Origin of the sequence: Nodosilinea sp. LEGE 07298 (assembly GCF_015207265.1) — a bacterium.
GTDB lineage: Bacteria > Cyanobacteriota > Cyanobacteriia > Phormidesmidales > Phormidesmidaceae > Nodosilinea.
The window spans coordinates 1-13,924 of the sequence record NZ_JADEXE010000008.1; the positions used below are offsets into that span (position 1 = coordinate 1).

11 protein-coding genes are annotated in these 13,924 nt (G+C 56.6%); 7 read left to right on the forward strand and 4 right to left on the reverse strand.

Going from position 1 to position 13,924, the window contains the following annotated elements; translation table 11 throughout:
- On the reverse strand, positions 1–2,158 hold a 2,158-nt coding region (mobF, locus tag IQ273_RS01940), incomplete at its 3' end, for a MobF family relaxase (RefSeq protein WP_194021493.1).
- Between the two features lie 10 nt (positions 2,159–2,168).
- On the reverse strand, positions 2,169–2,696 hold the full coding sequence (locus IQ273_RS01945) for a hypothetical protein (protein ID WP_194021494.1): 528 nt from the start codon (positions 2,694–2,696) through the stop codon (positions 2,169–2,171).
- Between the two features lie 395 nt (positions 2,697–3,091).
- Between IQ273_RS01945 and IQ273_RS01950 the strand changes: the two genes are divergently transcribed.
- The 4 genes from IQ273_RS01950 (at position 3,092) to IQ273_RS35645 (ending at position 5,892) form a co-directional block, all read left to right on the forward strand.
- Positions 3,092–4,225, forward strand: coding sequence for a ParM/StbA family protein (locus tag IQ273_RS01950; RefSeq protein ID WP_194021495.1), 1,134 nt, complete (start codon positions 3,092–3,094; stop codon positions 4,223–4,225).
- A 44-nt stretch (positions 4,226–4,269) separates the two neighbouring features.
- A complete protein-coding gene (locus IQ273_RS01955) occupies positions 4,270–4,758 on the forward strand; it encodes a hypothetical protein (RefSeq protein WP_194021496.1) in 489 nt (162 codons plus the stop codon).
- Entirely contained in the window at positions 4,755–5,138 is a 384-nt protein-coding gene (locus tag IQ273_RS01960) for a hypothetical protein (RefSeq protein ID WP_194021497.1), read from the forward strand. The genes IQ273_RS01955 and IQ273_RS01960 overlap by 4 nt, the downstream gene beginning before the upstream one ends.
- 505 nt (positions 5,139–5,643) lie before the next feature.
- Complete coding sequence (locus IQ273_RS35645) at positions 5,644–5,892, forward strand: hypothetical protein (RefSeq protein WP_278000518.1); 249 nt, start codon at positions 5,644–5,646, stop codon at positions 5,890–5,892.
- A 127-nt stretch (positions 5,893–6,019) separates the two neighbouring features.
- On the opposite strand, the gene rppB is transcribed toward IQ273_RS35645, so the two are convergent.
- Positions 6,020–7,468: a two-component system sensor histidine kinase RppB gene (gene rppB, locus IQ273_RS01965; protein ID WP_194021498.1), complete on the reverse strand. Its 1,449-nt coding sequence runs from the start codon at positions 7,466–7,468 to the stop codon at positions 6,020–6,022.
- Positions 7,469–7,474: 6 nt separating this feature from the next.
- A complete protein-coding gene (gene rppA / locus IQ273_RS01970; RefSeq protein ID WP_194021499.1) occupies positions 7,475–8,170 on the reverse strand; it encodes a two-component system response regulator RppA in 696 nt (231 codons plus the stop codon).
- A 119-nt stretch (positions 8,171–8,289) separates the two neighbouring features.
- Between rppA and IQ273_RS01975 the strand changes: the two genes are divergently transcribed.
- The 3 genes from IQ273_RS01975 (at position 8,290) to IQ273_RS01985 (ending at position 13,821) form a co-directional block, all read left to right on the forward strand.
- Positions 8,290–9,021 (forward strand): cobalt transporter, encoded by a 732-nt coding sequence (locus IQ273_RS01975; RefSeq protein WP_194021500.1) that lies wholly within the window; start codon positions 8,290–8,292, stop codon positions 9,019–9,021.
- A gap of 120 nt (positions 9,022–9,141) precedes the next feature.
- Complete coding sequence (locus IQ273_RS01980) at positions 9,142–12,306, forward strand: efflux RND transporter permease subunit (RefSeq protein ID WP_194021501.1); 3,165 nt, start codon at positions 9,142–9,144, stop codon at positions 12,304–12,306.
- 162 nt (positions 12,307–12,468) lie between these two features.
- Positions 12,469–13,821: an MFS transporter gene (locus IQ273_RS01985; protein WP_194021502.1), complete on the forward strand. Its 1,353-nt coding sequence runs from the start codon at positions 12,469–12,471 to the stop codon at positions 13,819–13,821.
- The last annotated feature ends 103 nt before the right edge of the window (positions 13,822–13,924 follow it).

The window sequence follows — 13,924 nt, forward strand, 5'->3', positions numbered from 1 at the left end:
CCACCTCATAGACCGACTTCCGCCTAATCTGGGCTGGATCCACCTGCAACGCCGCCCCCGATTGCCCCCGCAGCATTAGGCCATTGCTGTGGCTATCCGTCGCCAGCACCTCGTAGCGCTGCCCCTTCTCCAACCCCACTCGCTTGTAGCTGGCCTGGGGAATCAGCACATTCTCCGGCTGAAAATGGTGGGCATAGCTCGCTTGAGTCTCCGTCAAATCTCTCGCCTTCAGCCGCTTCACCGTCAGGCTCTGGCCCAGGGTTCCTTCTGCCTTCAGCCCCTCTCGAACTAACTGGGTGATCACCAGCCGCTCCTGGTTGGTGCCCGCCAGCAGAAGGGTCTTCTTTCGCTCATCTGGGGCCAGGGCCAGATAGTCGCGGGCGATCGCCTGCGCCCTCACCTCCTGACTACTAACCTGCTGGATATAGGGCTTCAACTGCTGCACCCCCGCCGCAATTTCCCCAGCGGCAATTAGGTCAACCCCGGCTTTAATCTGCTGATTCTTCTGTCGCAAGGACTGGGTGAGGTAGGCCGTCGCCATTCCCGCCTGCTGCAAACTCTTGAACGGGTTCCCCGCCTCCACCGCCGACAGCTGCCGGGTATCTCCCACCAAAATCACTCGCGCCTGCTGTGCCTGGGCTTTGGTCACCAGGGCCAGCGCATCTTTGGCACTCAAAAGCCCTGCCTCGTCTACTACCCAGACCTCGGGTTGAGCCGGGTTGGGTTCCGCCGGTTGAGCACACAACAAAGCGGCCACTGTTTCCACCGGCTGAATCTGGGCCGAGTCGCCTAACGATTTCGCCGCCTCCGCACTGGGGGCAAAGCCCCGGACGGTGTAGCCCTGGGACTCCGCAATCTGGCGAAACTGATTCAAGGCGTAGCTCTTCCCTGCCCCGGCTACACCCTGCCAGGCGATAAATCGATCGCGGGTTGTAGCCGCCAACATTACCCCCTGCACCTGCCCCTCGGTCAAGCTTTGATCGCGCAGATGTGCTTCCACTAAGTCTGACGAGGCGATCGCCCCCACATCCCCTCGCCCATCCAGCACCGTGCGAATGGTCTCTAGCTCCCGCAGCACCGCTGTCTGGGTGGTTAGCCGCTGGTCATGGGTATGAATTACCTCCGGATCGGTGTCCAATGTCTCCTGCACCTCATCAAAGCACTGCTGCCCCAAATGATTTTCCAGGGCAAACCGCTCTACCTGTTCGCGCTGGAACACCGCCTCCCGCTCAGCGCAGTGGGTCAACCCAGCTTGGGTAGCCCGCTTCGGCTGACTCTGCCAGTCCAGCATCTGGGGTTGAGGGTGCTCCAGCTTCAGCGCCTGGGCCTGCTGCTGCCAGTAGGTTTGCAGTTCCTCCCGAGGGATTTCCTTTCCCTTTGGGGCTCGGGTCATCAAAGTCGCCAGCTCTCGCTCCTGGGCCGTCGCATTCTCCTCCACCGCCGCCAGAATCTGCTCCCGCCGCTTTGAGAATGTCTGGAGGTCTTCGGCTTGATACCCCCGGAGTTCAAACTGACCATTGGCCCTGGGCTCAATGCCGTAGCCCAGTCGCTGCACCGCCACCGCTAGCTCGTTCTGATAAATCATCCCCAACAGCTTTTGCTGCTTGAAGAGGATGTCGTTGTGAAGCGACTGCCAGCGGCCATTGTTCAGCTGCGTGGCATTAATCACCACACAATGGGTGTGCAGCTGCGGATCCTTCTCGCGGGAGGTGTCGTGGTGGAACTGGGCGATGATCAGGTTGCCGGTGCCAACTGCCTGCCTGCCCTCCGGCGTCCGCACCCGTGTTTGGGCATAGCGCTCCTCGATGATGGACAGAGTGCGCACCACCGCTGTGCGATGAGCCTGTTCGATCGCTTCATTGCCGCCGACCAGAGCTGCCAGACTGATGCTCTTAGGCGCACTAAAGGTCAAATCCAACCCGGCCCGATGGCGCTCCGGGTCAATCTTTCGACCCGATAAGGTTTGGTGTCCCTGGGGATGGGAGCCATGGAGCAGATTCTTGAAGTCGCCTCCCTGCACCTGGCCCGCTAGCCCCAGGCTCTTCGCCCCCTGGCCCCACCAGCCGGAGTGGGCCTGGTTCTCTTCACTCGTGTAGTAGTTCTCAGCGGTGTAGTAGGTTTCGCCCTGGTTGGCGCTGATTACCGTCAGGCTGAGCATGACTGACCTCCTAGCCTTCTACCAAACCCTGGCGCTTGCGGATTTCCTGAATCAGCGCCTTGCGATTTTCTAGCGCCTGCGGCCCTCGGGCATTGGCCTGCTCTAGGGCAATGGTCTCCAGCAAAATCTGGAGCCCCTGGAACTGCACTTGCAGCAGCTCCATCCGGGCCTTGAGGTCATCCACCTGTCGTTCCAGTTCGCGACGCTGCTGACCATCGCGCATCATCAGGCGAATGATGCTGGCGGCGGGTAGACCCAGCCGATTGGCCTCTTTCTCGACGACTGCCGCCTCTTCAAGGGGCAGCGAGACGCTAAATCCTTTACCCATGAGCTTTTCCGTGAATTCGTCAGTGATTCGTAAACGACCGGCCATTGGCTCCCATGCCTGGAACCCTTGATATTGCTGGGTTTCAGCAACCCCCTGGCCCAGGGCTGGGCGTGGTGTGTGAAATGCGGAGCTACGAAACGCAGTGGAGTGGCGTAGCCCCCAGGGCAGCCCATCAGGCTTTTGCCGGGGCATTCCCTGGGGAGAATACAAGGGGCAATACTCTCTGTTTTAGCCCACAGAAAATGTCAGTTCTGTTCAGCCTGGCGAGCTGCAAAGTTTGTTTTTGTTCATCAATCCATTGATTGGAATCTGAACCCTAAAAAAGGAGAAGTCGTGATTAAGTCGTTATCAAGTCGTGAATGATTGGGTAATTTCAGGCTTGCCTTGGATTCTGGATAGACAAGTCGTTATCAAGTCGTGAATAAGCCGTGAATGGTATTCATCAGTCATCAAAACGATGATGGATTTTGCTGAAGATGACAATTCAGTCGTTATTAAGTCGTGAATAAAAACGACAACTCAGAATACAGATATCGATCAACCAGCTTGAAGGCATTCTTGCGTCTTCAAGCTGTTGATTAAACGCTGTCGTTGGCATCCAAACTATGACCCAAATCATCCAGACCTACATCGACATGGGCAGCTCTGCCACCAAGTGCCTCTACTGGCAGGGCCAGCCTTACCTGCTGCACCTCGACCCCCAGGTGGCACGATTGAACCCCACTCGGCTTGACCGGCTGATGCTCGGCGGGCTGACTAGCCAGGAACCCGAGGACAGTGCCTATGTGATGGTGGGCAATAGTGCTTATGCCATTGGGGCGTTGGCGATCGCCCAAAAAGGTGACTCGGGCCTGGCTCTGCCCAAGCGCGATCGCGCCGTCTATAAAATCTTGGCCACCCTCGGCGTCATCGCTGAGAAGACTCTGGCCGCTCAAGATTCTGACAGTTCGGGTTGTGAGTTCACCGCTCAACTGGGTCTGCTGCTGCCGCTGGAAGAATATTGGCAAGACCGCAAGGAGTTGAAGGCTCAGATTCTGGGGGCCATTTCTGACTTCAGCTTCCGAGGCCGGTCTTTGTTTGGACAGCTAGAGCGCATCGAGATGCAGCCGGAGGGGGCCGGGCTTTATCTGGCTAAGGGGTTGCAGCTGGCTAGGGCTGGGGTGGGAATTCGAGATTCCACCGTCGTCGTTCTGATGTTTGGCCACCGCAATCTCTCTATCCTTACCTTCGAGAAAGGCAGCACGCCCCAGGAAACCAACAGCACTTCCCAAGGGCCAGGGTTTGTGGAATACCTGAAGCAGTGTGCCACCGAGCTGCCGGGTGTCGCCCCCGATGACCCGGCTCTGCTCGAAGCAATCTTGCAGGGGTACCCCACCTTCCACGTCCCAGGCCGTAAGGAAGCCCTCGACTTGGCGAAGGCCTGTAGCTATGCTCGGGAGTTCTATTTGGATCGGGTGAACCAGTTTCTGGTGGAGTGGCTGCCCTCGGCTGAAGTAGAGGTGATTGTCGGTGGGGGTGCCGCCTACTTTATTCGGCCAGAACTGGAGCAGTTTTTTGACCAGCGCGGTCTTGCCCAGCAGATCACCTGGGCCGAGGCCCTGCGACAGGAAATGACCGATGTGCTGCGGGGCCAGGAGGGCACAGCTGAACCCGACTTGATCACCAGCGTCCGCTGGGCCGATGTCTATGGGTTGTTCAAGACGTTTATGTACAGCGCCAAGCCAACCCAGACCCGCTAGCGCCAAACTCTCCCCAGTTGCAGCAACGATAAGGACTCAGAGGAATGACCCAAACGTCAGAAACAAAGGCCCGGATTCAGTATTCCAGCCGGGATGAGCTGGATGTAGCGGTGATTGGCTACTGCCGAGGGCGATCGCGCCATGACCTCCATGCCCGTATGCGATCAGCATTGAATGGCTGCTATGGGCCGTTTGCGATGGCAGCGGTTCAGGCTCCCAGAGATGAAATTCGGCGGCAGGCTGTGCGATCAATTCAGCAGTTGACAACTCAGATTCTAGAAATCAAGGAACGGTTTCTCCCGGAACTGGAAGCCTTCGACGATTCGATAATGCCATCCAAGACAGCTCTCCCACTGGTTAAGCCATCCTCACGACATCTACCATCAGCCAATAGCTCCATGGCATCTACCTCAGCAGAACCCATCAAAACCCTGCCCGACCCAGGGCCGGTGGATCAGCCACTGCGGGAGTTCTTGGGCGACGATGCCGCCATCATGGCGGGGCTGAATCCTTTCATCAATGATTTGACGTGACTCCGCCGCGACCTAGGACACCGATCCCCGTTGACCGCCAAACCCAGGAGCAGATTGCGGGGACGGCGGTGCTGCTGCTGGAGCGGTTTTGTCAGGGGCAGCACCGGGGACAGCGGGTGTTCGAGGGCAAGCAGTTCTACACGATTGTGGAGCGGGGGCGCGATCTGAATATCGAGTTCAGGGGTGATGCTCACCACCTGCCAGAGACGATTCTCACGTTACGGACTCAGCGGAATAATGGACAGACGCTCTACGAAATTGAGTCTTGGCTGACCCAGGCAGATGTCCAGCGATTTGCCATCATTCGGCAGGAGCTACACAAAGAGCTGGGGGATCGTCAAATGTCCTCAAGGCAAACTGACGGATCAGTTCTAAGTTGACGTATCATGACCTAAAAGTTGTCACCCGTGCATACTCACGCTCTTGCCATGATAGCCGCTAAAACCCCAACCAGACGACACTGGGAACTGTTCAAGGCTTACAAGGCTAGGATTTCAAGACGCATGGAGCCGGAAGAGTTCCTTGAGTACTGGGTTGTCACCTACGACGAATTAGCGGAATTATGCGGGCGCTCTAAGAGCACCGTGGCCCACTGGTTCTCGCAGGGAGAGCATCGCCGCGAGCCATCCGAGGCAGATAAGCGGCGACTGGCTGAAGTTCATGCTCTTTGGAGCCAGTTTGAAAACGAACCCTCCCACCTCCGGGAGATTTGGGAACGAAAGCGAAAGCGAAAACGAGATTAGATGTTGTCATCTGTGCATTGATTTGTTGCCCTGACGGCAACTTCAAAACTATCGTGGTCTTAAAGCGACTTAGTCCACTGGGCACAGCTAGAACGCTTAGTATCCTCAAAACCCTTTAGTACTCCTCACCTGGTGAAGCACAATGACCCAACCTCCGGCTAGCTATCCAAAGGATCCCCGCTCTCCGCTTTTGCCCATTGCTATAGAAGATGTACCGTCTGGGCGAGAACCGCTACGCCATCTGCTGATTGGCTCTCCGAGGGGTGTTACGAGCACCATCCATAATCTCTATGGGCTCGGCTATGCCGAAGTGGGAATATGGAGCCCGCTCCTACCTACCCCTAATCCTGGGGAGGTCATGTCTATTCTGACTCGTTATATTCTTCCTTAAGAAAGCATGTAAATAAAGGAAGCTTTCCTGCTAATTATTGTCAGCCACGGTCGTTTCTTTATGCTTTCGGCAACAGCACTTTCAGCATGTTAGTGCCTGGAGAACGATGCTCGTCGTTTTCTGGGCGTTAACCGTTTAACTCGTAGTAATCCTGAGGGTTCTGCGCTTCTAAACGGACGACCGGTGGATGAATAACAGGTTGATAGACTGAGAATATGCTGCCCTGACCTACATCACTTTTTATGGTGAGATGTCCCTTGTGATGTTGCGCGATCGCCTTGGCAATTGCTAACCCCAACCCAGTGCCGCCAGTTTTGCGAGAGCGATCGCTGTCAACCCGATAAAAGCGCTCAAAAATGCGGCTTTGCTCAGCTGCTGGAATGCCAATGCCCGTATCTTTGACGGCAATGATCGCCATGCGTTCGCCGTAAGGCTTAGCAAAGCTATCGCGAGCCTCTAAACTTACCAGCACCGATCCCCCTGGAGAGGTGTACTGGATGGCGTTGGCCATTAAGTTGGAGACGAGCCGGTAGAGTTGAGACTCATGCCCCAAAACATAAATCTCAGCGTCGGGAAGGTGATGGGCTAGGTGAATGTCTGAGGCCGCCGCCAGTTCCGAGAACTCTTCAGTTAAATCAGCAATCAAATCATTCAGGCAGCAGGGCTTAAACGATTTGGGGGAGGTGTCTTGCTCCAGGCTGGTCAGCAAGAGTAAATCAGCAATCAAGTGGCTGAGGCGACGGCCCTGGCGCTCTACCGTCTGGAGCATGGGCGGAACATCTTTCTGCTGAGCAGGTGGTAGCCGAAGGATGGCCTCCACGGTTGCAAGCAGGCTGGCAAGGGGCGATCGCAGCTCGTGGGCGGCATCGGCGGTAAACTGCTGCTGCCGTTGATACGACTGGTAAATAGGCTGCATGGCTAGACCCGCCAGCCCCCAGCTAGAGGCCGCGACTAGGCTCAACGCTATTGGCAACCCCACCGTCAAAATCCACCGGATGCGCCTAACCTCGGCATCAAAGGGGGCCAAGGTGCGCCCAATTTGCATGTAGCCCCAGGAGGGATGATCGTGGCCATCGGTACTGGTGGGATGGGCATCGGCACTGTGCAAAATGGTGGTGAACTGGCGATAGCGAGTGCCGCTGTCGCTTTGCAGGGTTTGCCACGGGGCAGGGTTTACAGTTTGGGGCAGCGGCAAGGGCTGATTAGGCGAAAAGGCCAGCAGGTCGCCATGGTGGTCGAACAGGCGAATGTAGTAGCTGCTGCGATCGCTGATGCCAATGGTATGGCGCTGAATCACCGTAGGCTGGGGAGCGCAGACCTGCCCGGCCACACACAGGTCAGGAAAAATTTGCTGCAAAACAACAGTCGGATCTGCCGACGGGGGCAGCATGGGTTCTAGGCTGTCGTGGAGCGTCCCGGCGATCGATTCAATTTCTCGCTCTAGGGCCGCCGAGTTGGCCTGAATTAGCGCCCGGTAGATCCCCAGCCCCGCCAGGCCAAGAATCCCCGCCATCACCCCGGCGTACCAGAGGGCTAAGCGGGTGCGACTGCGACGAAAGAGCTGCTGACTATTCATGGGCGGCTAAAGGGACGAGTTAAAACGATAGCCTTGACCAGGAATGGTCTCGATCGGGCAGGTACAGCCATGCTTGGCTAGCTTGCGGCGCAACAGGCGAATTTGGGCGGCCACCACATTGCTCACTGGCTCGTCGTCAAGATCCCACAGCTGATAGCGAATTTTGCTGCCGGGAATGATGCGATCGCAGTTTTGCATGAGATAAGCCAATACCTGAAACTCCTTCAGCGTTAATGCAATGCTCTGGGCAGGCTGATCGGAATGCGCCACCAATAGGGTCGTGTTGGCATCATCTAAGGTAAACGAACCAACGGTTAGGGTTTGGGGCTGTAGCTGGGGCGATCGCCGCTGAATTGCCCGCAGCCGCGCCAGCAGCTCCTCCATCACAAAGGGTTTTACCAAGTAGTCATCGGCTCCGGCGTCTAGCCCAGTGACGCGATTTTCGGGCTGGCCTAGGGCAGTCAGCATGAGTACGGGCAAGGGGTTTTGATGTGACCTGAGCTGTTGGCATAGCTCCAGCCCAGACAGCTCGGGCAACAGCCAATCGACAATGGCTAAGGTGTAGTCCGTCCACTGGTTTTCAAGGCAGTACCAGGCCTGGGCACCATCGGTCACCCAGTCCACCACATACTTCTCACCCATCAAGACCTGCTTAATCGCCAGTCCCAAATCCTCCTCATCTTCCACCAGCAAAATTCGCATAGCCTCAGGCACACAGTTTACGACGTTGATCTTACAGAACGACCCGCCGTTTCACCTCGATTTCATCGGCGCTCTGGCAGACTACGACCGACCGTAGCCAAATTTCGGAGTGAGGAACCATGCGTTACACCCAAAAGCCTTTTCTAGAAGCTGTTCTAATTACTGTTCTGTTGCTAGCGGTGCCCAAAGCCGCGATCTCCCACGTGGGCCACGGTGATGAATTTCAGGCCGAAGGCGGCATCAACCGAGTCGAGGTCAAGGCTGAGACCGACTCCCTATTGGGCATCGAGGTTAACTCCATTGAGTCTGCTGCCGATGGCAGCGCCGCCGTACTGATTCCGGTGACGGCCCTGGTAGACGATGCCGGTCAACAGCTTGTCTTTGTGCAGTACGGGAATTTTTATGAGCCAGTGCCGGTAACGATCGGTGCGACCCAGGGCGACCTAATTGAAATTACCGATGGACTATCGGTAGGGGAGCAGCTTGTCACCCAGGGCAGCCTATCGCTCTATGCGGAGTCGCGCAAAACTCAGACGGCTGAAGCTGCCTCGACCGCAGCCGTTCCGGCAACCGATACGGCCCACGCTCAGGCCGATGCCCAAGGCACTCCCCACAGCCATGATACGGCGGGCAATCTTGCTCCGCCTAGTGAAGCAGTTCCCGCAGCGGGTGAGCTGGCTCAGGCGAGCGAAACCGCCGCACCCTCTAAGGGTTTCCCCTGGGGGCTTGTAGTCGGTGTAACGTCAGCGGCTGCCGTAGTCACTGGGGCGATGACCTTTTTAAGCGGCGGTCGCAAAAAGAAGAGCCGCTTTTCCGATGGCACCTATTCGGGCAAACGAGGGGGCTACTAACCTGGGTCGTTTCTCTGCATCAATGTCTCAGCAATAGATGGTCGCGCAGCTCTGTGGACTGCGATGCAAACGAGACGTTTGCGCGACGGGCGGTATCTTTTTTCTCAGAAATTACCTTCGATGTTTAACTCACTTCTGAACCAGACCCTCAAAAATTCCATTGCCCAGCGGTGGTTTATTGTGGCCGCTGCCATTGCGGTGACCATCTGGGGCGTTTTCAGCCTCACCCAGATGCCGCTGGATGTGTTTCCCGAGTTTGCGCCGCCCCAGGTCGATATTCACACCGAAGCCCCTGGACTGGCCCCCGAGGAAGTTGAAACCCAAATCACCGTGCCCATTGAAAGCGTGGTGAATGGCCTGCCGGGGGTGACCACCGTGCGCTCTTCGTCGAAGGTGGGGCTGTCGATGGTGCAGGTGGTGTTTGACCAGGAGGCCGACATTGCCCAGGCCAGGCAGGCGGTGACCGAACGGCTGCAACAGGTGACCAGCCAACTGCCAGAGGGTGCCCACACCCCAGAGCTATCGCCTCTGGCCTCCCCCCTGGGCACAATTTTGATGTATTCTTTCACGCTCAGTGGTCAGGGGCAGACCTCGATGATGGATCTGCGCCGCCTGGTAGACAGCACCCTCAGCCAGCAAATTTTGTCGGTGCCGGGGGTTGCCCAAATCACTGTCTATGGCGGTGACGAGCGGCAAGAGCAGGTTTTGGTTGACCCCGAGCAGTTGAGATCGCGCAACGTTTCTCTCAACGACGTTACCGCTGCCGCTAGCGGGGCCAACTCTAACGCCCCCGGTGGTTTTTTGATTGGCGGGGGGCAAGAACTGTTGATTCGCGGTGTGGGTCAGGTGCAGTCGATTGACGACCTGCAACAGTCTGTCGTCAACGTAGAGAACGGCGAGCCCATTTTGCTGGGCGATGTGGCCGAGGTGCAAACCGGGGCCGCCCTCAAGCGGGGGGATGCCAGCTTTAACGGACAGCCCGCCGTTGTGCTGATGATTAATAAACAGCCCGATGTGGATACGCCCACGATTACAAACGCCGTGGAAGCGGTGATTGCTGATTTACAGCAAACCTTCCCCGCCGATGTGCAGATGGCCCGCACCTTCCGCCAGTCAAACTTTATTGACTCGGCCATTAGTAATGTCAGCGGTTCGCTGCTTGAAGGCATAATCATCGTGTCGGTGATTATGCTGCTGTTTTTGATGAACTGGCGCACGGCGATCATCACCCTCAGCGCCATTCCCCTGTCGCTGTTAATCGGCCTGATGTTCATGAAAGCCTTTGGCCTAGGCATCAACACCATGACCCTGGGCGGTCTGGTGGTCGCCATTGGCTCGGTGGTCGATGACTCGATTGTGGACATGGAGAACTGCTATCGCGGTTTGCGTACCAACCAGGCCCAGGACAACCCCAAACATCCCTTTCAGGTGGTATACGATACCTCTGTGGAAGTGCGGCTGGCGGTGATTTTTTCCACGGTGATCATCGTGGTGGTGTTTGCGCCAATCTTTAGTTTGACCGGGGTAGAAGGGCGCATTTTTGCCCCTATGGGCTTGGCCTATTTGCTTTCGATCGCGGCCTCTACCCTAGTGGCCATGACCTTGTCACCTGCGCTCTGTGCCATTTTGCTGGCCAACCAAACCTTGCCCCAGGAGGGAACGTTTGTGTCGCGCTGGGCTGAGCGGCTCTATCGTCCGCTGTTGAATGTGTCGCTGCGGGCTCCCCAGGTGATTCTGGCACTCTCGTTGGCGATGTTGGTGGCAGCTATGGCGATCGTGCCGTCGCTAGGGCGGGTGTTTTTGCCAGAGTTTCAGGAAAAATCCCTGGTCAACTCCATGGTGCTGTTTCCTGGGGTATCGCTGGATATCACCAATCGAGCGGGTATGGCGCTGGCCACAACGCTAAAAGAGAACCCCCTCTACGAGTGGGTGCAGGTGCGGGCTGGGCGTGCCCCCGGCGATGCCGATGGGGCGGGGGTCAACATGGCCCACGTGGATGTGGAACTCAGTGATCTGGCCCTGGAAGACCGCGAAGCCAGTGTGCAACAGCTGCGGGAGGCGTTTTTGGCACTGCCGGGGGTAGCCCCCAATATTGGTGGGTTTATCTCTCACCGCATGGATGAGGTGCTGTCAGGGGTGAGAAGTGCGATCGCCATCAAAATCTTTGGCCCCGACCTGGCCGAACTGCGCCGCATCGGGGAACAGGTGCGCGATACTATCGAGCCGATTGCTGGGGTGGTTGACTTGCAGCTCGAACCTCAATTGCCCATTCGTCAGGTGCAGATTCAGTACGACCGGGCGGCGGCGGCTCGTTATGGGTTGAGTATGGCCGCAATTTCAGAGATTGTTGAAACCGCCCTCAACGGTCGGATCGTGTCGCAGGTGCCAGAGAATCAGCAGCTGATCAATATTGCTGTGGGTTTGCAAGAATCCGCGCGCGATAATCTCGATGCCATTCGCGCCATTCCCATTAGCACCCCCACTGAGGAAATTATTTCCCTGGGAGATGTGGCCACCGTCGATTACGGTATGGGCGCAAACGTGGTGAACCGGGAAAATGTGTCGCGGCTGATTGTGGTCTCGGCCAACGTGGCCGAGCGTGACCTGGGCAGCGTGGTGGGCGATATTCAAGCCCAGATTCAGCAAAATGTGCAGTTGCCTAACGGCTACTTTATTCAGTACGGCGGCCAGTTTGAGTCTGAGCAACGGGCCACCAGCAGCCTGCTGATTTACAGCCTCTTGGCGGCGATCGCGATCGCGGTGCTGATGTTCTTCTCGGTGAAGTCGCTGCCCGCCACCATTGCCATCATGATCAACCTGCCCCTGGCGTTAGTTGGCGGCATTCTCTCGATCGCCCTCACCGGAGGCGTTATTTCGATCGCGTCCCTGATTGGCTTTATCACGTTGTTTGGGGTTGCTACTCGGAATGGCTTGCTGCTAGTAGACAACTACAACAATAAATTTGCCCAGGGGATGCCCCTCAAAGAGGTGATCGTCACCGGGTCCCTTGACCGGGTCAATGCCATCTTGATGACGGCGCTCACGTCTGCGTTGGGGATGCTCCCCTTGGCGATCGCCAGCGGGGCTGGCAATGAGATTCTGCAACCCCTGGCGATTGTGGTGTTGGGGGGCCTATTCACCTCCACGGCATTAACGCTGCTGGTGATTCCGGCCCTCTATGCCAAGTTTGGCAAGTGGCTAATGCCCAAACGAAAGCAGACTGCCCCTGAGGTGGCGATCGCTGTCAATGCGGCGTCGCATTCTACCGTCGGGTTAAGGCAGTAGTTTGGTTAGAACTCTGTTCGAGGCGCGATCTGCTTAGCTTTCTGAGCCGCAAACCGCGCCTTTTTTAACCCAATCAGCCTTTCCTCAATATGCCCCCCAGGGGGATACGTTAGAGTGGTAGCTCAAAGGTCATCGCCTGCCTTGTCAAGCCCTGTAAACCTCATGATTCAAGCTCCTCGGCTGCTCCAATGTCTTAGAAACCCTACCTTTGCCCGCCTCTACACAGCCCAAACTATTAACCTGGTTGGCGATGCCCTGACCTGGTTAGGGCTGGCACTACTCGCCTTTGAACTAGCGGGTGAAAACGCTGGGCTGATTTTGTCAGGGGCGCTCACCCTGCGAGTTGCGGCCTACGTCGTGCTCTCACCGCTGGCGGGCGCGATCGCCGATCGCGTTGACCGCAAGCGCATCATGGTTATCACCCATTTAGCGCGGATGGTGATTGTTTGTCTGCTGCCCTTTGTCACCCAGATTTGGCACATTTACGCGATCGTGTTGGCCTTAAACCTGTTCTCTGCCTTTTTTACGCCCACCTACACGGCCACCATTCCCTTGATTGCCACCCAAGAGGAGTACCCCACTGCGATCGCTCTTTCCAGTGCCACCTATCAGCTATTGGGTGTGCTCGGCCCCGGTTTAGCCGGTAGCATTGCCGCCTTTGTGGGCATCCGGCAGGTGTTTTTTCTGGATGGCATCACCTTTTTGATTGCTGCTATTTTGGTCATTACTCTGCCAGGGCAGCTGATGGTCGCCCAACAACCGCAGGAGGTTAGAACAGTGCGCCGAACGCTACAAGATATTCGCCTGGGCACCACCTGCTTACTCAGCGATCCACCGATCAGATATGCCTTGGCCATGCAGTTGGTGGCGGCGATCGCCGGAGCCGCTATCCTGGTCAACACCGTCGGGTATGTCCAGGGCAATCTTCAGCTAGGCAAGCTGGAGTATGGCTGGGTTATGGCCGCTTTTGGGATCGGAGCAACCCTGGCATCTATTGGATTGGGCACCTTCAACCCTAGGCAGAAACAGACGGTACTCACTGGTCTGGGGGCTGCTCTAATTACCCTCGCGCTATTGCCTGCAAGTTGGGTTAGCCTAGGTGGGCTATTGCTGTTATGGATCGTTGCAGGGGTGGGGCAAACTCTGGTTAATGTTCCTACCCAAACCCTAATTGCTGATCGGGTTGATGTTGACATTCAGGGTCGAGTCTACGGGGCTCATTTTGCCTGGAGCCATCTGTGGTGGGTCTTTGCTTATCCCATCGCGGGATGGATGGCGAGTCACTTGCCCAGTTCTGTTTTTCTGGGCAGCAGCCTGATTGGTACAGTGATTTGGGTCATCGTCAACCTAGTTTTCCACCCCGGTCAACAATCTGATTGGAAAAGTGGATTATGGCATGACCATAACCACACTCACGATCAGCATCACCAGCATCACCATTCACGACATCTAGCTATGACGGTAATTCATAGACATCTCCACTTCCACACCATTGCTCAGTTAGAACCCTGCTGAGTAAAAGAATGCGGCGACCGCGATCGTGGTGCTGATATTCTTCTCAGATACCAGGTTCCTAATGCACCTATCAATGTTATGGGCAATGAATTGCAGCTCTATT

Excerpts from the sequence above, each read along its gene's own strand:
- IQ273_RS35645 (WP_278000518.1), top strand. The coding sequence starts at position 5,644 with ATGACCCAACCTCCGGCTAGCTATCCAAAGGATCCCCGCTCTCCGCTT.
- rppA (WP_194021499.1), bottom strand. The coding sequence starts at position 8,170 with ATGCGAATTTTGCTGGTGGAAGATGAGGAGGATTTGGGACTGGCGATT.
- IQ273_RS01980 (WP_194021501.1), top strand. The coding sequence starts at position 9,142 with ATGTTTAACTCACTTCTGAACCAGACCCTCAAAAATTCCATTGCCCAG.
- IQ273_RS01950 (WP_194021495.1), top strand. The coding sequence starts at position 3,092 with ATGACCCAAATCATCCAGACCTACATCGACATGGGCAGCTCTGCCACC.
- IQ273_RS01955 (WP_194021496.1), top strand. The coding sequence starts at position 4,270 with ATGACCCAAACGTCAGAAACAAAGGCCCGGATTCAGTATTCCAGCCGG.
- rppB (WP_194021498.1), bottom strand. The coding sequence starts at position 7,468 with ATGAATAGTCAGCAGCTCTTTCGTCGCAGTCGCACCCGCTTAGCCCTC.
- IQ273_RS01975 (WP_194021500.1), top strand. The coding sequence starts at position 8,290 with ATGCGTTACACCCAAAAGCCTTTTCTAGAAGCTGTTCTAATTACTGTT.
- IQ273_RS01985 (WP_194021502.1), top strand. The coding sequence starts at position 12,469 with ATGATTCAAGCTCCTCGGCTGCTCCAATGTCTTAGAAACCCTACCTTT.